The 19,990-nt window shown below is 67.8% G+C and carries 22 protein-coding genes; 6 read left to right on the top strand and 16 right to left on the bottom strand.

What is annotated here, in order from left to right:
* Positions 1-7 precede the first annotated feature (7 nt).
* From HMPREF2833_RS10790 to HMPREF2833_RS10720, 15 genes are all read right to left on the bottom strand, one after another.
* The gene (locus tag HMPREF2833_RS10790; protein WP_070638115.1) at positions 8-805 is read right to left on the bottom strand and encodes a hypothetical protein; all 798 of its coding nucleotides are present in this window, start codon (positions 803-805) and stop codon (positions 8-10) included.
* A 50-nt stretch (positions 806-855) separates the two neighbouring features.
* Positions 856-2,322, bottom strand: a complete 1,467-nt coding sequence (locus HMPREF2833_RS10785; protein WP_070638112.1) for an SCO6880 family protein — start codon at positions 2,320-2,322, stop codon at positions 856-858.
* A 6-nt stretch (positions 2,323-2,328) separates the two neighbouring features.
* A complete protein-coding gene (locus HMPREF2833_RS10780; RefSeq protein ID WP_070638109.1) occupies positions 2,329-3,678 on the bottom strand; it encodes a TrbL/VirB6 family protein in 1,350 nt (449 codons plus the stop codon).
* Between the two features lie 28 nt (positions 3,679-3,706).
* Positions 3,707-3,976, bottom strand: a complete 270-nt coding sequence (locus tag HMPREF2833_RS10775; protein WP_070638106.1) for a DUF6112 family protein — start codon at positions 3,974-3,976, stop codon at positions 3,707-3,709.
* Between the two features lie 129 nt (positions 3,977-4,105).
* Positions 4,106-4,372, bottom strand: a complete 267-nt coding sequence (locus tag HMPREF2833_RS10770; protein ID WP_070638103.1) for a DUF6112 family protein — start codon at positions 4,370-4,372, stop codon at positions 4,106-4,108.
* The gene (locus tag HMPREF2833_RS10765; protein ID WP_070638100.1) at positions 4,372-6,006 is read right to left on the bottom strand and encodes a M23 family metallopeptidase; all 1,635 of its coding nucleotides are present in this window, start codon (positions 6,004-6,006) and stop codon (positions 4,372-4,374) included. Before HMPREF2833_RS10765 ends, HMPREF2833_RS10770 begins: the two co-directional genes overlap by 1 nt.
* A gap of 13 nt (positions 6,007-6,019) precedes the next feature.
* On the bottom strand, positions 6,020-6,709 hold the full coding sequence (locus tag HMPREF2833_RS10760) for a hypothetical protein (RefSeq protein ID WP_070638097.1): 690 nt from the start codon (positions 6,707-6,709) through the stop codon (positions 6,020-6,022).
* Positions 6,710-6,761: 52 nt separating this feature from the next.
* On the bottom strand, positions 6,762-7,778 hold the full coding sequence (locus tag HMPREF2833_RS10755; RefSeq protein ID WP_070638094.1) for a ParB N-terminal domain-containing protein: 1,017 nt from the start codon (positions 7,776-7,778) through the stop codon (positions 6,762-6,764).
* Positions 7,775-8,671 carry a hypothetical protein gene (locus HMPREF2833_RS10750; protein ID WP_070638091.1) on the bottom strand — a complete coding sequence of 299 codons (897 nt, stop codon included), beginning with the start codon at positions 8,669-8,671 and terminating at the stop codon, positions 7,775-7,777. The genes HMPREF2833_RS10755 and HMPREF2833_RS10750 overlap by 4 nt, the downstream gene beginning before the upstream one ends.
* Positions 8,672-8,763: 92 nt before the next feature.
* Positions 8,764-9,168 (bottom strand): hypothetical protein, encoded by a 405-nt coding sequence (locus HMPREF2833_RS10745; RefSeq protein ID WP_070638088.1) that lies wholly within the window; start codon positions 9,166-9,168, stop codon positions 8,764-8,766.
* A complete protein-coding gene (locus HMPREF2833_RS10740) occupies positions 9,165-9,875 on the bottom strand; it encodes a helix-turn-helix domain-containing protein (protein ID WP_070638085.1) in 711 nt (236 codons plus the stop codon). Before HMPREF2833_RS10740 ends, HMPREF2833_RS10745 begins: the two co-directional genes overlap by 4 nt.
* Entirely contained in the window at positions 9,872-10,786 is a 915-nt protein-coding gene (locus tag HMPREF2833_RS10735) for a bifunctional DNA primase/polymerase (RefSeq protein WP_070638580.1), read from the bottom strand. The genes HMPREF2833_RS10740 and HMPREF2833_RS10735 overlap by 4 nt, the downstream gene beginning before the upstream one ends.
* Positions 10,786-11,883, bottom strand: coding sequence for an ImmA/IrrE family metallo-endopeptidase (locus HMPREF2833_RS10730; protein ID WP_070638082.1), 1,098 nt, complete (start codon positions 11,881-11,883; stop codon positions 10,786-10,788). The genes HMPREF2833_RS10735 and HMPREF2833_RS10730 overlap by 1 nt, the downstream gene beginning before the upstream one ends.
* 221 nt (positions 11,884-12,104) lie before the next feature.
* Positions 12,105-13,073: a helix-turn-helix domain-containing protein gene (locus HMPREF2833_RS10725; protein WP_246829127.1), complete on the bottom strand. Its 969-nt coding sequence runs from the start codon at positions 13,071-13,073 to the stop codon at positions 12,105-12,107.
* Between the two features lie 22 nt (positions 13,074-13,095).
* The gene (locus HMPREF2833_RS10720) at positions 13,096-14,475 is read right to left on the bottom strand and encodes an MFS transporter (protein ID WP_070638079.1); all 1,380 of its coding nucleotides are present in this window, start codon (positions 14,473-14,475) and stop codon (positions 13,096-13,098) included.
* Positions 14,476-14,512: 37 nt separating this feature from the next.
* Between HMPREF2833_RS10720 and HMPREF2833_RS10715 the strand changes: the two genes are divergently transcribed.
* Positions 14,513-15,073 (top strand): TetR/AcrR family transcriptional regulator, encoded by a 561-nt coding sequence (locus HMPREF2833_RS10715; RefSeq protein ID WP_070638575.1) that lies wholly within the window; start codon positions 14,513-14,515, stop codon positions 15,071-15,073.
* 383 nt (positions 15,074-15,456) lie between these two features.
* Here the strand turns inward: HMPREF2833_RS10715 and HMPREF2833_RS10710 are convergent, their stop codons facing one another.
* On the bottom strand, positions 15,457-16,041 hold the full coding sequence (locus HMPREF2833_RS10710; protein WP_070638076.1) for a TetR/AcrR family transcriptional regulator: 585 nt from the start codon (positions 16,039-16,041) through the stop codon (positions 15,457-15,459).
* Positions 16,042-16,121: 80 nt separating this feature from the next.
* On the opposite strand from HMPREF2833_RS10710, the gene HMPREF2833_RS10705 reads away from it, so the two are divergent.
* The 5 genes from HMPREF2833_RS10705 (at position 16,122) to HMPREF2833_RS12795 (ending at position 19,834) form a co-directional block, all read left to right on the top strand.
* A complete protein-coding gene (locus HMPREF2833_RS10705; RefSeq protein ID WP_070638073.1) occupies positions 16,122-16,559 on the top strand; it encodes a nuclear transport factor 2 family protein in 438 nt (145 codons plus the stop codon).
* 55 nt (positions 16,560-16,614) lie between these two features.
* Complete coding sequence (locus tag HMPREF2833_RS10700) at positions 16,615-17,406, top strand: alpha/beta fold hydrolase (protein WP_070638070.1); 792 nt, start codon at positions 16,615-16,617, stop codon at positions 17,404-17,406.
* 4 nt (positions 17,407-17,410) lie between these two features.
* Entirely contained in the window at positions 17,411-18,190 is a 780-nt protein-coding gene (locus HMPREF2833_RS10695; RefSeq protein WP_070638068.1) for a MerR family transcriptional regulator, read from the top strand.
* 110 nt (positions 18,191-18,300) lie between these two features.
* Positions 18,301-19,551, top strand: a complete 1,251-nt coding sequence (locus tag HMPREF2833_RS10690; RefSeq protein WP_180956184.1) for an IS256 family transposase — start codon at positions 18,301-18,303, stop codon at positions 19,549-19,551.
* Between the two features lie 148 nt (positions 19,552-19,699).
* Positions 19,700-19,834: a hypothetical protein gene (locus HMPREF2833_RS12795; RefSeq protein ID WP_256388769.1), complete on the top strand. Its 135-nt coding sequence runs from the start codon at positions 19,700-19,702 to the stop codon at positions 19,832-19,834.
* Positions 19,835-19,990 lie beyond the last annotated feature (156 nt).

The following is a 19,990-nucleotide window of genomic DNA, read 5'->3' as shown; positions in this document are numbered from 1 at the left end:
GGCTACGTCAGAGCGACAGCCCGCGGGCCTGCTTGACCGCGGCAACGCCGGGATGCTCGAACCAGCCCCCGTCACGGACGGCGCTACGCCGCCCGGCCGTCTCTCGCTCACGGCCTGTCGTCGGGCGGCGGGCCGGGACGTGCGCCCCTGCTTCTTTGTCGATGGCGTCCTCGGCGCGGATCAGGTGCCGCCGGTACAGGGCGACGTGCCCGGCCATCGGGTTGTAGGTCATCGCGTAGTCGCCGGTCTCGGCCTGCCGGTCACTGGGATAGACCGGGGCGGTGTCGTGAACGTCGCCGTTCTCCAAGGCGGCGTTCGTGGTCTCCTCGCCGTAGTCCCACGCCGACAGATGCTCGATCCCCGCCTCGACCCCGTGGGCGTCGATGAGGTCGATCACCCGGTCGGCTTCCTCACCTTGGAGGAACACGACGCCGACCCACCGCTCCACCATCCGGTCCTGCGGGTTCCACACGATCCGGCCCGAGTGGGTCATGGCCGCGCTGAGGCGGTCGTCGGCCTGGTCGATGAGCGTGCCGGCCTGGTGCAGCTCATCCGCTGCGGCCAGCGCCTCGGCCGCACCGCCGCTGTACTCGCGGGACTCGTCGGTGACGTGATGCTGCCGGCTCAGATGGGCGGCGGCGAGCTGGTCGAGCACCTGCCGCAGCGATCGCAGCCCGCCCAACAGCTCACCGATCACGACGTAGGTCTCGGACGGGTCCTCGAAGCTACGGCTGGCGTGAGCCAGACCGCGCAACGCCTCGTAGGCATCGCTGGCATCGCTGGTCGGGTTCGTGTATGTCGGCATCACGGGCCTCCTTCAACGAGGGTGGGATGCCTGCCAGGTGAGCGCGCCGGTCACACCGTGCGGCACAGCGGCAGCGCGGCCGCCGTGAACGCGACAGCTTGCTGGCCGACGAGCCTTCGGGTCTCGCAGGAGGCTTGGATCGAGGCTTGTTCGATCGCGGCGACCGCGGCTTCAAGCTCGTCGAGGCTGGGGGCGGAGACGGAGATGAGACCGGAGACGCGCAGCACGCCGTGGCCGGCGGTCAGGTCGGCTTCCTGTTGCAGCACGTCCAGGTACTCCGCGGTCTGGGCCGCGTCCTCGATCTGCCCGATCCGGGCGCGCTGGGCCGCATCCGAGATGTGTTCGACCTTCTTCTTGCGGATGTCACGGGCCGCCTGGTCCGAGCGCATCGGGGTGTAGATCAGCGACACCGACCGTTGGATGCCGGTGGACAGCAGCACCGGGGCGAGGAACCCCGGATAGACGAGGCTGCGGGGCCATTCCGAGACCCACAGCACGGTGTGCCACGCGGAGTCGGTGCGCAGGTTGCCCCAGGTCTCGGTGACCGCGACCGGGCCGGCGGCGGCGAGTTCCTGCCCGAGCCGCCCGTGGCGCTCCAAGGTCGCGGCCACGGCCGGGTCGTACGCCGAGCGGAGGATGACCGCGACCTGACCGGGGCCGAGCCACCCCGATGGGGTCAGGTCCGCAGACCGCAGCGCCGCGGTCAGGGTCGCCATCTCCTGACGGAGCACCGCGGCGGCACCGCGGATGCCGCCGCCGGCGGTCCTGATCTGTCGAGCCGCGACCTTCATGTCCAGGGAGAGGCTGACCGTGGTGGCGTGCCTTTCCCCGGCGGGGCCGGCCCGTTCGATCAGCTCGCGGTAGGTGGTCGCGGCCCAGGAGCCGTCGTCGGTGCCGTGCTCGGCCCACCACTCCGCCAGCCCGCTACCTGAGTCCGGCAGGGTCCGTTCGAGCACTTGCAGGGTCGCGATCCTCCCCGAGCGGCAGACCGTGGCGAGCACCCGTCCCCATGAGGTGACGCGGCGCTCTTGCTCGCCGGCGTCGAGCAAGATGAATGCCGGATGGGTCACTTCCGTCACGACCGTCAAGGTCGCCTGGCGGGGGTCGTGGATCATGCACGCCCCGGTCTCGGGGTCCAGGTGCTCCCGCAGCCGGGCCATGTCGCCGGGCAGCGCGAGACTCCCGGCCGGGCGGGGCTTGACGATCCGCCGCCGGTAGAGCAGTTGCCCGCAGGTGGAGCGCCACAGCCACCAGCAGGCGACCGGGAGCCATTCGACCATCGGCCGCCCGGCGATGGGCACCCAGGTCAGCACCACGGCGAGCAGCCAGACCGGGGCGGTGTAGGCCAGCAGCATCCCGGCACCGCCGTAGAACGCGGCCAGCAGACTCAGGCCGCCGATACCGAGGGTGACGAGCTGTGCGACCGAGAGCCCCAGCAGCACGCCCCGGCGGGTGAGTCTGCTGAACTTCATCGGCGTCAGCTCGCTACCGGGTGTCTTCTGTTCAGTGGTGGGCATGGGCGGTCACTCCTTGCCCCGCGGCGATGCCGTGGGGTTGGACGGCTCCGTGGGCGTCCTCGGCTGCGGCGTGGACGGCGGGGGCGTCTGCGACGGCGGCGGGGTGCCGCCGTTCTCCCCGCTCGCGGCGTCCGCGGCGGTCTCGGCCTGACCGGCCACCGCGTGCCCGGCCTTCGGCCCGGCTTCGGCGGCGTTCTTGGCGACCTTCGCGCCGACCACGACCGCCGCCAGCGGGCCAGCCGCGGCACCCGCTCCGGCGCCAGCAGCAGCTCCGCCACCGGCCGCGCTACCCCCGCCGGCCGCGGCCGGTGCGGGTGCCGGCGTGGGCGAGCGAGGCGGTGGTGTGCCCCCCGATCCGCCTCCCGGCTCGCCCCCGCCTTTGGGGTCATCCAGGACTTTCTTGGGCTCACCACCGCCTTGGGGCTTGGATGGGATCGGGACGGGGCGGTTGAGCGCGTTCTTGGCCTCCTGCTCGGTGCCCATCTGCTGGTACAGGTCGAAGCCGACGAAGGAGACGAAGCGGTAGACCATGTACGGCGCGAACGCGGCGATGCCCATGAGCACGATGCCGGTGATCGGTTCGGTGACGGCGGCGATGTCCAGCTCGATCGGGGTGGCGATCTGCGTGATCGCCAGCAAGAAGATGACGACGAGCACGAGCTTGCTGATGATGAGGGCGATCACGAACGCGGCCCATTTCCCGATCCAGCCTTTGGTGGCGTCCCAGGAGGCGCCGGCGAACGCGATCGGCGCCAGCACCACGCCGACCAACAGCAGCGCCTTGCGGATCAGCAGGCTGAACCAGACGATCGCGACGGCGGCGATCATCAGCCCGGCCAGGAAGATCGTGACGATCGCGCCGACGCCGGGCGCGGCGATGTTGATGCCGCTGAGCCCGGCGGCGAGCAGGATGATCTTGTCGCCCATCGTCCCGGTGGTCTCGCCGGAGGCCTGGATGATGCCGATGCAGAGCTGGTCCACGATTTCCAGGGCGAGCGCGGTCAGCGTGACGACCACGAACGCGCCCAGCACCGACTTGGCCGCGCCGAGCGCCGCGCGAGACAGGGCGGTCGGGTCTCGGCGTATCAGCCCGGTGATGAGTTGTAGGCAGAAGAAGATGAGGACGAGGAAGACGCCGATGCCGAAGATCAGGTTGTAGACGCTGGTGAATCCGTCCGTTTGGACATCGACCAGCGTGGTCGTGTCGAACACGGCCCACATCGCTTCGATCAGCCAGCCGGCCGCGCCGCCCATCGCCTGGGCGAGCCAGTCGAACGGGGCGGCCACGACCGTCGCGGCGGCCTCGCCGGCCACGTCGCAGACGGTCGAAATCACGGGAACGTCGCAGACACCCATCACGAATCTCCTGCTGTGACCGGTGGCCCTATACGGCCTGGCCGACGTTCCAGAAGAAGTTCACGAGCGTCACCGCCGCACCGCAGATCACCGCGGCACCGCAGGAGATGAGGACGCCCAGCTTGCCCCTGCCCGCCAGGTGCGGGTTCGAGCTGTTGGCGCCGTAGGCCCACACGATCGCGCTCACGATCAAGGCCAAGACGGACAGGATCAGGCCGACCGTCATCACCGCGCCGACGATGGTGCGGAGCTGTTCGATGCCGGGCAATCCCGAGCTGTTGGGGTCGATGTCGATCACGGCGGTTACTCCCTCGCTGAGCGGATGGCTTGGTAGCGGTGAGGTAGCCCGGAGAGCGACTGGACACCCGGCCAGCGCGTGAGGGCATGAGGAAGACCCGCCCACGGGCGGGCCTTCACTCGGTGCGGGTCAGAGCTGGTTGCCGAGGGCGATGAGCCAGTTCACCCACGCCACTCCGGCGCCAGCGAGCGCGGCGGCGCCGATGCCGACCAGCACCCCGACCCTGCCTTTGGAGGCGAGGGCGGGGTTGCCGTGCGAGGCGCCGAACGCCCAGCAGATCGCGGAGACGATCACCATGAGCACCGCGACGATCAGCACGATCGTCAGCAGGGCGCCGATGACCTGTTTCAGATCGCCGATGCCGCCCAGCCCGTCGAAGTCGGGGAACACGTCCATCACATACCGCCGGTTTGGACGGTGATGTGCAGGTGGTCGAAGTGCCCGCCGGTCACGTTGCCGGGGTCGTGCATCCCGCCGCCGTTGTAGGGGCGCCAGCCTTCGGCGTCGCGGGCGAGGGACCATATCTGGCCTTGCCAGATCAGGTACTCCAGGCCCAAGACCTCGGCGTGGTCTTTGAGCCAGTTCGTGAGCGCCCATCCGGCTTCGAGCTGCGCTGGCGTCGGGTACTGGCCGATGGCGTTGCCGAATGTCACGTCACAGGCGCGGCCCAGCGGGTGTTCGGAGACGGTGCCGGGACGCGGCGAGTAGCACGCCCACGAGGTGTCGGGGAAGGCGGCGCGAGCCTGGGCCATGACGTGCGCCATGCGCGCGGTGATCAGCCCCGAGCTGGTGGGGTCATCGACCATCTGGTCGGGGTCGCCGTCCAGCGGGGCTGGCGCGCCCGCGGTGCCGCTGGTGTCGCATCCGGCGGGGCTGCCGACCGTGGCTTCGGGGAGGTCAGCCGCGTTGTGGTCGTTGAGCCACTTGGCCGCGTCGAGGGCCTCGCCGCTGGTGCCGCCGGGCCTGACCTCGAAGTGCAGGTGCGGTCCTGTGCTGTTGCCGGAGCTGCCGACATCGCCGATGTGCTGACCCGCGGTCACACGGTCTCCGGCCGCGACGTGGATGCCGGACTGCCACATATGCGCGTAGGCGGTCGCCACGGTCTGCCCGTCGATCTGGTGCTCGATGACGATGAGCCCGCCGTAGCCGCCGGAGAACTCGGCCACGGTCACGGTACCGTCCGCGGCGGCGAGGATGGGTGTGCCGTCCGGTGCGGCGAAGTCGGTGCCGGTGTGGAACGACGGCTCCCCGGTGATCGGATGGATGCGCGGCCCGAACTCGCTGGTGAGCACCCAGGTTTCCTCGGGAAGCGGGAACACGACCCGCGAGGACTCCGCAACCGGACCCGCCACCACCGGAGCGGCGGCCGGGCCAGCCGCAGCCGTCGCGCCGGTGAGAGCGTCAAGGATGCGTTCGGCGACGGGCTCGTAGTTGCGGTAGCGGTCAGGGTAGGCACTGACCTCGACGGCCTGCGCGGCCTCTCCGGGGTCCATCTGCGCCCAGCCGGGAATGTCCAGCAGGCCCCGCGGCGAGGGGTAGTTCGGGCCATCGGGTCCGCCGTAGAACGCGCGGGCCTGATAGTTCGTGTCCATCAGCTCCGCGACGGTTCCCCACCCGGATTGCGGGCGCATCTGAAACAAGCCGAGGGAGTCGTGGTCGCCACCGTTGCCGTCGTTGGGATAGTTCGCGGACTCGGGGTAAGCGCCCGTGTTGGCGAGCTGGCGAAGGGTGCTCTCGGTGAGCGCGGCCATCAGCGCGATCTTGATACCGGGCCGGCCCACGCCCTCGATGCCGCCGCCGACCATGATGATCGTGGCCGCGTGCGTGAGCTGCTGCCGGTTCAGCGTGAACGTGGTGCCGTCCTGCGTGGTGACGGTCAACGAGTCAGGAACGTCGCCCACGGTGACGCTGCCGCCGGGGACGGCGCAGTTCGCCGCGGCTGGATTCATCAGCACACCGATCGCTAACAGGACACAGGCAGGGCCGAACAGGACGAAGGCGAGCCCGAGGATGAGGAGCTTCTTGACCACGACGTGCCTTCTGTCATCGCAGCGGGTTGTCGAGCTGCGACAGGCGCAGCACATGACACAGGCCGGTACGGAACTCCGGCGCCGGGGACGGGCAGGCCAAGAACACGGTGAAGGCCACGGGGTGTTCGCTCGTGACGGGTTCGCCGTTCCAAACGCCCTCGCGGTGCCGGGTTCCTTCGATCGTGACCGCGGTCGCACCGGGCGGGAGCTGGCCGGGCTGAGCCTGCTCGACCGCCTGATCCCATGCCTCGGGCACGAACGAGGACTCGATCGTGAGGTGCTGGGTGGTGGCGTACTTGCGCAGCTCGATCCACGCCTCACGCGAGGGCAGATAGGACGCGATGTCGGAGGCGAGGCCCGCCTGCTCAGTGCCGGACGGATCGCCCACCGCGAGGATCACGCTGGTGTAGTCCAACGGCATCAGCCCCGAGCCGGTATCCCACGCGAACAAGGCCTCGGCAACGTTGCGGGCAAACTCGTCAGGATCACTGGACGGCGCGACCTGCGGCAGCCGCGACCTGTCCGGCCCGGTCTCGCCCGGCGCAGTGACCGTGGGATCTGGTCCGAGATCGGATGCGGTCGGTCGTTGCGGGCCGGCGATGAGCCCGTAGACGCCGATGCCGACCAGGATCAGCAGGACGAGGCCGGCGGCGATCACGGCGATCAGGCGGCCACGGGACCAGGAGGCGGGATTCGTCTTCATATCGCCAGGTGCTCGCCGCCCCGAACGACGAGAGCGACGGCGGCGGCGCGGATCAGAGGACGCGCAGCAGCGGCCGGCCCGCCGACTCAGCGACGGTGGTGCGGGCGGTACGGAGCTTGTCTGCGAACTCGGTGGTGCCCTCGACGGCGGCGAAGAACGCCTCGGCCTGCTCATCGGTGAGCTCGACAGCCAGCTCGTCCACGGCGTAGTGGGTCCACCACCCTTCCAGGTCGGCCCAGGTCAGCACGAACGCCCGCACCGGGTACCGCGCCGGCCCCTCGTCCTCGGCGGCTGGTCGACGCTTCGGCGTGGCCGGCTTCGTGGCTTTGCTGGTCTTGGCGGCGTGGACGCGGGCCAGGGCTTCGTCGGCCAGCTCGTGCAACTGCCGGTCCCGCTCGCTGTCGACCTCGGCTTGGGTGTCGCGCAGGCGCTGGAAGATCGGGTTGACCGCCGCGCCGACCTCGATCTGCGCCAGCCCATCGCGTGCCTGGACGCGGATCGCCTCTGGGGTGTTCGGGTCATCGACCAGGTGTTGCAGGTAGCCGATCTGTTCCAGCCGGCTGTAGGACGCCGAGCCGGTCACCATCCGCGCCGCCTGCGTGCGAGCGTCCCCGAGCTGGTGCTGATCCGATGGTCCCGCTGAATCGGCGGGACCATGCTTTCCTGGCTCGTGGCCGTCTTGGAACTGGGTCTTGGCCTTGCGGCGGGCGGCGTCCTCGGCCATGAGTGCCTTGATCTCCCGGTACAAGGCGGCAGCCTCGATTGGGGTGAGCGGCTTGTGGAGCTGGTTGTCGTCCTGCTCGGCCAGCAGATGCCCCAGCCGGTCCGAGATACCGCTACGGACCCACACGCTGACGCGGCGCCAGCCGAGCTTCTTGATCGCCGCCATCCGGCGCGCCCCGCACACCAGCACCCCGTCCGGGGTGATCGTCGGCGGCTGCAACAGACCGTCCCGGTCGATCGATGCCGCGAGCGCGTCGATGTCGCCCAAGTCCGTGCGGTGCCGCTGGCCGATAGTGATGGAGTCCACCGCCCGCTCCAGCTCGATGTGCCCGGCCGGTGCGCTCATCCCGCACCCCGCGCCTTCATCGCACCCCGCTTGCTGATGCCCGGTGCAGCCAGGGAGAGGGTGAGCACGAGGTCGTCATCGCGCAGCAGCACCGGCAGCGTCTCGCCGATCAGAAGCCGCAACAGCACGCCGCGTCCCGCGCCGGTCGGCGCGAGCGCCGGGTCCGGGCAGCCGAGCAGGGCGCGCAGCAGCACCGCCCAGGAGCGTCCCGGAAGGTCGATCAGGGCTATGGCATGCTTGTCGCGTCGCAACGTCTCGTAGGCGGTGTGCCGGTTCCCGACGCGGGTCAGTGCCACGCAGACGTGCTCCACCGCCGAGCGTGCCGTGCCTTCGGGCCAGTCCAGCAGCATCAACAGTGTGATCGCGTCCTCGACCGCCGACGCCGCTGTGGTTGCCGCCGGCTCGGCCGGTGTCTGCTCCGGGGTGTCGTCGCGGTCGTGGGCGTCTTTGATCTGGAACGCGGGGTGGTAGTCGCTCAGGACGTTCTCGCGGTCGGAGAGGCGTTCGGGGTCGTGGAAGATCGAGTAGCGGGGTCGGCGTGCCTGGTGGGTCGAGCACAGCAGCCCTTGGCCGCGTTCTTCGGCGATGCAGGTGATCCTCACCGCGTGCGTGATGACCGCCCACGGGTCATCGGCGGTGCGGGCGGCCTTGGTGCGCATCACGTCGAACGCCGCCGACGCGGCCTCCCACGGGTCGAGCCGGTGCTTGTGCGCTAGCGCGGCGTATTTCTCGGCCGCGAACGCCATCAGCTCTGCCGCTACCGGGTCGTGCTCCCAGGCGCCGCTACCGGCGGCGTGCAGCCGTTTCAGCAGGGCACGCAGGCCCTCGCTGGTGCGGTATTCCTCAGCCGGTTGGCCGCTGGTCTCGCTCATGGTGCTGGTGTCGTTGGTCATGGTCTGGGCACCTCCCGACGGCGAGGTGCACCCGCAGACGACTGCGGGTCTCGCCTTTGTGGAGTTGGCGCCCACGACTCATCACCACCCGGCTACCTCATCCCGACCGCGGAGCGGCGCGGTCCCTGCTCGGCGCCCCCGCGACGGCCGAACGCGCTCAGAGGCGGCAGACGCTTGGCTCGCTCGGCGACCCAGCGGGCGCCCTGCTCAATCGGGACGCGAACATTCCGGTTCATCTCGGCGGTCCGGTCGATACCCCGGCGGGACAGCGCGCCGCCGCCTTGGGCGATCAGGTCGGTAGGGCGCACCCAATCCACGCCCCGGCCCCGTACCCGCGCCAGCTTCTCCTTCGCGGCCTTGCGGGACTCGGCGACCTTGACCGCATCCGGCGTCCCCACGGCTTCGATAGCCTCGGCCGGGTCCGGGTCGTTCCGCGCAGGGGGCAGCGGCTCGGGCTCAGAGCGATGCTGCTCCCGCATCCGGTCCTCGTCGTTCATGGCAGGACTCCTTCCATCTCGGGCTGCGACCCGGACGGGTCCGCCTCATCGGACTGGTGAGCACGAGGCAGCCAGCGGCCCACCGTCGAGGGATGCACGCCCAGGTGCCGGGCGATGGCCTTGTTCGACCAGTCCTGCTCTCGCAGCTCTGCCGCCAGCGCCCGACGATCCGCCCCGCCGTCCGCGTCCGCAGCGGTGACGCCTGCCGCCGTAGGTGGCGGGTCGAGAGATGCCGTCTCGCTCTGCGGCTGGGCGGTGATCGGCTCGACCGCCGGCGGCCCCTCGAGCGCGATAGCGGGGCGTGCGGTGGCGCGGGTCAGCACGACGGTCAGATGCGTGATCGCCAGCAACACGACCGGCGGCACGGCAGCGACCGCAGCCGCGAGCGGGCCGGGCACGTCGGCGTCGGCCGCGACCACCGCGTGCAGCGAGTTCGCCGTTACCGACACCGCGGCACCGCCGACCAGCAACGCCCACGGATACCACGCCGCCCGCTCACCGGCGAGGGCAACGACGGCGACCGTGGAGACCACGATCACGCCATCGACGATCAGCGGCCACGCCCACGCCTGCCCGACCCCGATCCCGGAGCGACGGGCAAGGTCGGCCAGGGACGTGAACGACAACCAGAACGCGCCGGCAGCGATGAACACCGTCCCGGCGACCGAGGTGATGACCGCCCACCGGCGGCCGCGTAGCTCCTTCATGACAGCCCCCGCGTGGCGGGCGCCCGCTGCTGCACGGACCCGCGAGCGACCTCGCCCGAATGCGATGCGGCGGGACGGTCCCGCCGGGCTCCGGCGCCGACGCTGCGATAGGCGCTGTAGACGGTGCGGGCAATTTCCCACTCCCCGAAGTCCGACTGCGCGGCCGTCACCATCGCGTCCAAGGCATCCGTGAGCGGCACCCCGCCCTCGGCCAACCGGCAGGAGGCCCAGAACAGTTTGAGGTTGCGGTCGGTGGCCTGCCGGCCCAGCCACGTTGCCAGCCGCTCCGCGTCCTCCCGCCGCACCGGCCCGCCGAGGCGCGGCCGGGGCGCGGGCCGAGGATCAAGAAAATCCCGCAGCCGGCCCGCATCTATCGGCCGGGCAGCACCGGCCGCGACCTGCTCGACTCGGTACGGGGTGCGCACGCCGTCGAGCCGCAGCAGCGAGGGCGGGGCGATGATGTAGCCGCCGTCCCCGCGACAGTCGATGCCGACCTTCCCGGCCTGCCAGGACCGTTGCGCCTGGTTCGGGTCGGCTGGGAAGTAGGCGTGCTGGCCGCCGGTGGGTGTGCGCACGACCGCCACTGGCTCGGGGATCAACCCGGCCCGCGCCGCCCGCGCATAGGCGGCATACCCGTTGACCCCATGCACATCCACGTCGATCACAACCAGCCCCGAGACGGCGCCGGTCGGGATGCCGATGTTCGCAGTCGGCCGCGACCGCCACCACCCCTCAACCCGGTCCAGATCGACGCTGGCCTCATGGAACCCACGCTCCGGGATCGGCCGCTTCCCGGCCGGCGCGCAAGGGAACACCGGCACCCCGGCCCGCGCCAGCTCACCCGCCGCGACCGGCAGCGGCGTCCCGTCGAGCTGACCAAACACGGCGGCAGCCGTGGCGGGGGCGACCATCACAGCCCCCGTCCCGAGCCGACCGAGGCCGCCGGCGTCTCCCGTTCCGGCAGCGGCTCCACCCGGCGCACGGCCTGCTCTGGCGTCTCCTGAGACTGCGACGTACGCTCCGGGCCACCGACCCGCAGGGACAACGGATTGCCGTTGCCGAGCTGCGGCGTGTCGAGCTTGTCGAGAACGTCGAATGCGGTGCTGCGCACCTGCTCACCCGTAGCGCGCACGACCGCCACGGGGTCTTTCCCGTCGACGTTGGCCGCCCAGCCGGCGACATACGGGATCGTGTAGTCACTCGTGTCCATGCCATGCGCGGCGGCGATCATCAGCGCGACCGACTCGGCCCGCACCTCACTGATCCCGCGATGCTCGCGGGCGTCGTCCCGCTGGTTCGGGCCATCCAGCCGGACATGCGCCAGCTCGTGCGCGAGAGTCTTGACCCGCGCGGCAGGATCCATGTCCGCGCAGACCATCACCTGCCGGGTCTCGAAATCCGTGCAGCCGTTCGCGCCCCGCTCGATGCGGTCGCGCGGCATCCGCAGCACCTCGAACCCCAGCGACTCCACCTGCCCGGTCAGCCCCTCCCACAGACCAGCGGGAGCTTCGCCTTCCAGCAGCCTCGGACGTGGCAGCTCGGGAAGCGGTGCTCCGTGCGTCCTCGATACGTCCCACACGTACGCCGGGACGACGTTGACGATCCGGCGACGCACGACCTCGCCGGGTCGGGGCTTCTCCCACTTCCCCAGCCGCCGCCAGGACGCCGAATCGCGCGGGGTCGCTGACGCGAACCTAGCCTTGACCGGACCGCGAATCCGATAGCCGCCGTCCTTCTCCGGCCAGCGGCCCATCTTCCGCCAGTCGCCGTACCCGGCGACCCAGGTCGGCGTCGGCGTCGGCACCCGGCCCTGCTCGTAGGCTTCCAGGTGCTGCGCCCAGATCAGTAGTGTGTTGTTGAACGAGCGGGTACGGAACCTCGCCGCGAACTCGATCGCACGCCGCCAGTCATCGCCCGACACCAGTTCCTCGACCGAGCGCACGATGCGTTCTTCCAGCGCATCGAGCGTCGCTTGCCGCGCCGCCTGCTTGTCCTCGTTCACAGCCATCGTCTGACCTCCCTCCGCCAGGGCCACTCCGAAAGGGAGCAACCGTGCGACCACGAGGTACGCCGGGAGAATCAGGAAGACGAGACGGACGACGGAACGATGCTTCGGACCGCCAGGCTCCGCGATGTACCCGACGAGTCTCTACCGAACTACCGGATCGGAGCGAAGCGCGGACGGTTCTCGGGTCGAGCCTGCGGTTTTCGTCGGGGCGGATGCGCGTTTCACCCGGTCGCTTGCGCCCGCACGCGGCTCAGCGTCCTGTAGTCACTCGGGGTGACACCCACGCGACGACGGAACTGGCGGGCGGCGAAATCAGGATCGCTCCAACCCACCTCCTGAGCGATCACCGCGATCGGCGCATCTGACGAACGTAGGAGCGCCGCCATCCGTTCGGTGCGCAGCATCGTCAGATACGCGATGGGCGACTTGCCGAAGGCTTCCACGAACAAGCGTCCGACCTGTGACCTAGACAGATGGACTTCGTTGGCAAGGTCGGTCACGGACCACCGACGTTCGGGTGCAGCGTGGAGCAGGTCAGCAGCCCTGCGCGCTTCGGCGCGAAGGGGACTGAACCGTCGAATCCGAGGTGAGGTCGGCCATGCCGTAGCGCGCTGTGTCGAGCTTGTGCGGACCTGAGAGGTCTTGATGAACGGCGCGATGACATGGGCGACGCTGAACCATAGGGCTTGCATCCGGTAGAAGGATTCCACGGGTCGGCTCTCGACGCTCAACGCGACCAGCTCGTCCAGCCACGGCATGAGCATGCCGGCTCGATCCTCGCCAAGTCGGAGGATCTGCGCTGGCTCGGTGTAGATCGTTGACGCGAACTCCGCCGCGTCGAGTCGATCACGCAACACACTCGCGTGCTGCCAGAACACCTGATCAACCACATAGTCCGCGTCGGCATAGACAACGGTGGCCGTGATGTGGCCCTCCGGCTCAATCCCGCAGAGCACATTTGCGCTGAGCAAGACGACATCACCAAATCGGACCGGTCGCTTACCGAACTCGCTCAGTAGTATTGCTGAACCGTCGCGCACGAAAGCGAGTTTGATCCAGTCGAACGCAACCGGGTCAACGGGCCGGTACGCCGTTCTTGTGAACGCCCGGATCGGGCTGAAATCCGCGCCGTTCGCCGCGAGTGAGGTGCCGCCGCCGGACATCGGGCAGACGCGCGGTGTCGCGCTCACCGTTCATTGGGTCCGGACATGATCACTCGCCGGAGCGAGAGACACTTTCGACCGTGACTCTAGGAATGAGGAGACCAGCAAGGCCAGCGGCGACAATCAGCACGGCCATCATTGCGAACGGGCTTTGATAGTCCGAGATCGGCGTGAATGTGGCGAGCGTTGCCAGACCGATGGCTCCACCAAACTGTTTGGCGGTGTTCATGAGCCCGGACGCTGCGCCGGCGTCGCGGTTGTCGATGCCTTGGGTGACGGCGGTCGCCAGAGGTGTGTTGAGCAGACCGCCACCGAGTCCGATGATGATCGACGGCAGCAAGACCGTCACCGGGTAGTTGGCAACAGGTATCAGCCACTGGGCCAGGAACCCGAGTGCTGCGATCACTGAGCCCGTCGCTACAAGGAACCGGATCGGGTACCGGTCGAGGAGCCGGGGAGCGACCCATGTGCTCACCACGAGCATCACTCCGGTCAGCGGTAAGAAGCCAAGCCCGGTGGCTGCTGCTGGGTACCCCATGTCCCGCTGCATGAGGAAGGTCAGGAAGTACCACACTGCGACTTGGAAGCAGGCGCCTGTGAGGAGTGTGGCTGCGTTGCCCGTGAGCACTGCTCGGTTGCGCCATAGCCGTGGCGGCACCAGCGGCACACGCGTCATCCGTTGCTGCACGACGAGTGCCATGAACAAGACGCCACTGACACAGGCGGCCACTGGCGTGGTGTTGGCTAGGTTCTCGTCACCGGCACTTGAAGCCGCGTAAGCCGCAGCGGTAAACGCGCCCGTGACCAGCGCCGAGCCCAGCACACCGACGCGGCCCCGCACGACCTGCCGCTTTGCACGTGTGAGTACGTAGGCGGCAGCGGCGACCGCAGCTCCGATCGGGAGATTGATGAGAAGCACGGCACGCCAGGACACATACTCGGTCAGGACTCCGCTGACGATGTTCCCGAGGCCCCCACCGGCCAGACTCGCGCCTGTCCAGATCGCGACGGCACGGACTCGGGCTCGTCCTTCGGGAAACCAGATCGTCAGCAAGGAGAACGTTGCGGGTGACAACACCGCGGCTGCGACTCCTTGAACCGCGCGCGCTGCGATGAGCATCCCGCCTCCCACCGCCAGGCCGCCCACCACGCTCGCGATCGTGAACACGAGCACGCCCCCCAACAGCGTCCGCGCAGCGCCGAGAACGTCGGCAAGTCGAGCGCCTGCAAGGATCAGCCCAGCGAAGCCGAGGGTGTATGCGAGCACGATCCACGATGTGCCAACCGCCGAGAGCGCCAGATCCTCGCGTACCGATGGCACCGCGACGTTCATCACGGACGCATCTAGGACCACCATCAGCTGAGCGACGCAACTTACCCACAGCACGAGCCTTGGTGTCGTCACCCCTCGTTGGTACACGCGTATCATGATACAACTGTATCAAGGGAGAGGGGGTGTGACGACCATGGACGATCTGGATCGACGCACGACAATCATTGAAGCCGCCGAGAGGCTGTTGTCACGCGGCGGAGTCGAAGCGGTGTCGATGCGGAACGTGGCCGTTGAGGCTGGTGTCTCACTGCGGCTGGTGCAGTACTACGGCAAGTCAAAGAACGAGCTACTCACGACTGTCCTGCAAGCCATGTCCGAACGCAGCGTGCAACATTGGCAACAGGCTTTGGATTCCGCGTCCGGGACACGGGACGCTCCTCTGCGGGCGTTCTTCGACGCGGCACTACCACACGACGAACAAAGCCGGGCCTTCCACCGCCTCGGAGTCTCGTTGGAGCAGCTATCGGCCTCCGACCCGGACGGCATGGGCGCCATCTACCGAGGACATCTGGAACGGCTCGCGTCCAGCCTTGCGTCGCAGATAGACGAACCGGATCCCGCGGCCATAGCGCACGCCTACGAAGTCATGGCCCTCTCCCACGGCTTGGGCAGCTTGATCTCAACCAATGCCATCACTGTGCAGCAGGCCCGTGCCATAGCCTCCGATTACATGGACCGATACCTTGCCACCTGAACTCTTGGGGACCGTGCTGAACCCTTCACCGGCTAACGGGCATCCTGGAGAAGATCACGTAGTGCGGTAGCGGCTTGTGCTGGTAGGACACCGTTGCCGAGTGCGGCGAGTTGCTGTGTGTAACTGAGTGCGAGGTTCGGATCGGTGACCCACCCCGGCGGGAGGCCCATCAGCCATTCCACGAAGTCCGGCGCCGGCCGAGGTCCCGCGTCGTCGCTCAGGATCGCTGGGTCTGGGGCGGGGCGTCCGGTTATGTGTTCCCATCGGGCAATGGCGCGGGCGTAGCGTCCCCAGCGGTGAAGATGTCCTCGATCAGGGACTCAAAGAACAGAACGTCAGCTCCCGCCGCGGGCGAACGGATGATTCAGGTCTCTGCCAGCCCCTTACGGCCCCTTAGGGCATACTTCTGGCGGTCGTAAGCCGCTGAAGAGGATGTCCAACACGCGTCCGCGGAACCGCTCTCCCCAGTCGTCGGCGATGGCTTGCTGGCCTACTGCCGCGAGCAGCGCGATCAACTCGTCGGAGCAGAGGTCAGCGCGCACGGCATGCTCGCCGTGGGCTTTTGAGAGAAGGTCATCGATTGCAGCGCGCATGCGCGTCAGGGCATCGCTTACGCGGACGTGGACCCCGGTTTCGGCCAACCGCTGGAAGACGTCGCGGTTGGCGGCGCAGCCAGACATGATGAGCGAGCAGAACGTGAAGAGGGCCGTAGAGGGATCCTCATCGCGGGCAAGACGATCAGCCTCGACAGCGAGTTGATCCTGCAAATCCATCACCACAGCCGAGAGTAGATCCGACTTCTTCGGAAAGTGGCGGAACACGGTGCCGATCGCTACTCCGGCTCGAGCAGCGACGGATTCGGTCGTCGCAGATGCCCCCTGTTCCGTGAACACCGCCTGGGCAGCCTCCAGAATCTGTGCGCGGTTGCGCCTCGCATCGGCCCGAGTCGGTCGTGCAGTCGTGTTCATCGGTCACCTTCTTGCCAAAAGTGAGTCACACTCACTATCGTGAAGTCGAGTTACACTCACCTTAAATCTGGGAGGCATCAATGACGGGCACAACACCCCTTGAGGTATATCGACGGATGCAGGCGGCTGTTCTCCGTGAGGACGACCCGACGCTGCTCCCCGCCGAGCTCCTGGCCGATGACGTCGTTGTCGAGACTCCGTTCTCCCCGCCCGGGATGCGACGCCACGAGGGGCGTGAGGCCTGGCTGGAGTTCTATGCAAAACGTCCGTTGCCGATCAGATTCGAGGAGTTCCGGGAAGGCGCCACCATTGAGACAACCGACCCCGAGGTCCTTGTCGTGGAGTACGCGCTTACCGGGACGGTCACGACGACAGGAGCCCCCGCGTCCGCCACGTTCATCGCCGTCCTCCGGGTCCGTGACGGCAAGATCCAGCAGTGGCGCGAATACCAAGACATCATGTCGATCACCCAGGCGTTGAGCCTGACCCCCGAAGCGCTGGGAACCGCCAGTCAGTAGCGCAAGCAACGTAGTCCTTGACCTTGACCTGAGGTCAAGGTGCAAGGTGCAGCGTATGACCAATTCTCCTTGGGCTGGAATGGTGCCCGTTGATGACACTGCTCTCGCGGTAACGGATACAGGCGGCTCCGGGCGCCCGGTCGTCTACCTGAATGGCTCATATGCCAGCCAACGTACGTGGCGACACGTCATCGCGGATCTCGGACCGAAGTGGCGACATATCACCTTTGACGAGCGAGCTCGTGGCAGGTCAAAACGATCGGCTGACTACTCCTTCGAGGCGTGTCTGCGTGACGTGGATGTCGTACTCGAGGCGACGCGGGTGGAGAACCCCATCCTGGTCGGTTGGTCCTACGGGGCAGCTTTGGCCGTGCATTGGGCAGATCGTCACCCGGATCGTGTCGCCGGCGTTGTCGCCGTCGACGGCGGCGTGCCTTGGGGCTTCACCGGTGAGACCGGGCGCGAGGAGATCGAACGCATCTGGCGGCGCATGCGTCCTTTTCTGCCGCTCGTTCGTCCTTTCGGGCTCTCTGCGTCGATGAGTGCTGCGCAGCACGCTGAGGTGAACATTGAGATTAACGAGATCAGCGCGAATCTCGAACCGGTGTTGGAACGCCTGACCTGCCCGGTGCGGTACGTCCTCGGTTCCGGTTCGAGCCTTGGCGGAGAAGCCGACGACATGGCTCAGATGCGTTCATCACTAGACCCTGTCCTCCGGAAGAAGCCGAATCTGCGGGTCAGCTCGAAGGTCGACAGCAACCACACCCAGATCCTGCGCAAAGACCCGCAGGCGATCGCCGCCGCTGTGCGTGAAGTCCTTCTCGGAGATAGATCGGAGCATAGTTGAGCACATGACTGCAGGGGTGACGATCGGGCAGGCCGCAGCATTCGCCGGAGTCACGATCAAGACGATCCGGCACTATCACAAGCTCGGGGTCCTCGACGAGCCACCACGTGATCGTTCCGGCTACCGACGCTACGGTTCCGCAGAACTCCTGAAGCTCGTGCAATCCAGAACCCTGGCGGCCGCCGGCGTCCCATTAGGCGAGATCCGGCAACTCCTCGACTCCGACAAGGACGCAATGATGGCGGAGCTCGATACCGTCGAACGTCGCCTCACCGCACGGATCGCCGAGCTGACGTCCCAACGCCGAATGCTGAGAAAGCTCACCTCAGGTGACCATATGCTCCTCCCCGACCGGGCGGTGGCGATGCTCCGTGGAATGCCCACGCTCGGCTTCTCCTCCCACGACTTGAAGACAGCTCAAGAGTCCTTCGTGCTTGCACGTGCGCTGATTCCCGACAAGTTCGACGAGTACCTCACTGACGTGGAGCAGGCGCTTGAGGATCCGCGTTTCGTCGAACTGACCAGACGAAGCGCAGAGGTCATCAATTGGGAACCCGATGATCCTAGGGTGGACCGACTCGCCAACGATATGGCCGAGCACTACCTCGCCCACCCGAAGCAGCTCAAGATCGTCACCGGCTTGCAAGCTCCGACTGAGACCGCCACACGGTACCGCCTGGTCGCCCACCACCGTGAACAACACGCTTCTGCCGCGGCACGACTTGCCTATCTCCTCGAGGCGAGGCTGCGAGCGGGCGGGGCAACCATCCCCGGTGCAGGATGAGGTCGCAACGAGCAGCGGGAGCGGGACTGTCTGAATAACGGTGTGTGGGGTCCGGCCTGATCCGAAAGGAGATGGCCGTGGCTGACACGACCGAGTTGTTGGATGACACGATGATCGATCCCGTGACGGGAGAGATCATCGATCAGAAGGATCTTGCCGAGCGATTGCTCGCGCAGGCGAGGAAGCAGGGCGTGAGTTTGGTAGGCCCGGGTGGGCTGCTGAATCAACTCACGAAGAATGTCCTCGAGACGGCGTTGAACGCGGAGCTGGCCGAGCATCTCGGGCACCAGCATGGCGGGACGCCTGCCGGGTCGAACATGCGCAACGGCACCCGGACGAAGACGGTGCTCACCGAGATCGGTCCCGTTGAGATCGAGGTGCCGCGGGACCGGGATGGGTCGTTCGAGCCGGTGATCGTCCCCAAGCGCAAGCGTCGCCTGGACGGGATCGATCAGATCGTCCTCTCCCTCAGCGCCCGCGGGCTCACGACCGGGGAGATCGCGGCGCACTTCGACGAGGTCTACGAGGCGAAGGTCTCCAAGGACACGATCAGCCGGATCACCGAGAAGGTGGCCGGCGAGCTCGCGGAATGGTCCTCACGACCGCTGGATCCGATCTACCCGGTGATCTTCGTCGACGCGATCGTCGTGAAGGTCCGCGACGGGCAGGTCCGCAACACCCCGTACTACGTCGTCATGGGCGTCACCATGAACGGGGAACGGGACATCCTCGGAATCTGGGCCGGTGACGGCGCGGAAGGCGCGAGGTTCTGGCCGCAGGTGTTCACCGAGCTGAAGAACCGGGGTTTCGAGGACGTGTTCATTGCCGTCTGCGACGGGCTGAAGGGGCTGCCTGAAGCGATCAACACCACGTGGGAGCGGACGGTGGTGCAGCAGTGCATCGTGCACCTGATCCGCAACAGTTTCCGCTACGCCGGCCGGCAGCACCGCGACGCGATCGTGAAGAGCCTCCGCCCCGTCTACACGGCGCCCAGCGAGGCCGCAGCGAAGGACCGGTTCACGGAGTTCGCGGCCGAGCGGGGTGGGCGGTATCCAGCGATCGTGCAGCTATGGGAGAACGCCTGGGCGGAGTTCGTGCCGTTCCTCGAGTACGACGTCGAGATCCGGAAGGTGATCTGCACGACTAATGCGATCGAGTCGATCAACGCCCGCTACCGGCGCGCGGTGCGCACCCGTGGGCACTTCCCGAACGAGGCCGCGGCGCTGAAGTGCCTCTACCTCGTGACCCGGTCGCTTGACCCCACCGGCGGTGGCCGGGCACGCTGGAGGATCAGGTGGAAGCCCGCACTCAACGCGTTCGCGATCACCTTCGCCGGACGGTTCGAGAGAACCAATCACTGAAACCGCCGGACCTCACACACCGTTTATCGGACAGTCCCGTCCTCAGCCGTCGGCTCCCCGAGCCATCACGCCTCTTGCAGATCGAGGTTGAGCCCGCCGTCAGCGGGCCGCTGCTCACCTTGTGAGCAGACGGAGAAGGGCGGCCTGGGTGACGGTCTCGATGCGCGTGATGTCGGCCGGCGACGGTTACAAGTACCTGCTGCGCACAGTCGCGGCCAGCGACGGCGACAGGTCGCTGTCCACCCCGCTGACGCGCTACTACAACGCCGAGGGCACCCCGTAGGAGAGCAAAAGTAGTCTGGTCCTGATTGGCTTGTTTCTTCGGATTCAGCGTACGCCGAGCATGGTCTACCAGGTCAGCGGGTCGAGTCGTAGGTAGAAGTCCAGGCGGTCGGGGTCGAGGGTGATGCCGTACCGGGAGGCGAAGTCGTGATCCGCC

Origin of the sequence: Kocuria sp. HMSC066H03, assembly GCF_001812045.1 — a bacterium.
Classification (GTDB): domain Bacteria; phylum Actinomycetota; class Actinomycetes; order Actinomycetales; family Micrococcaceae; genus Kocuria; species Kocuria rhizophila.
Note: the sequence above shows the minus strand (reverse complement) of the source record. Positions and strands in the feature narration are given on the sequence as shown.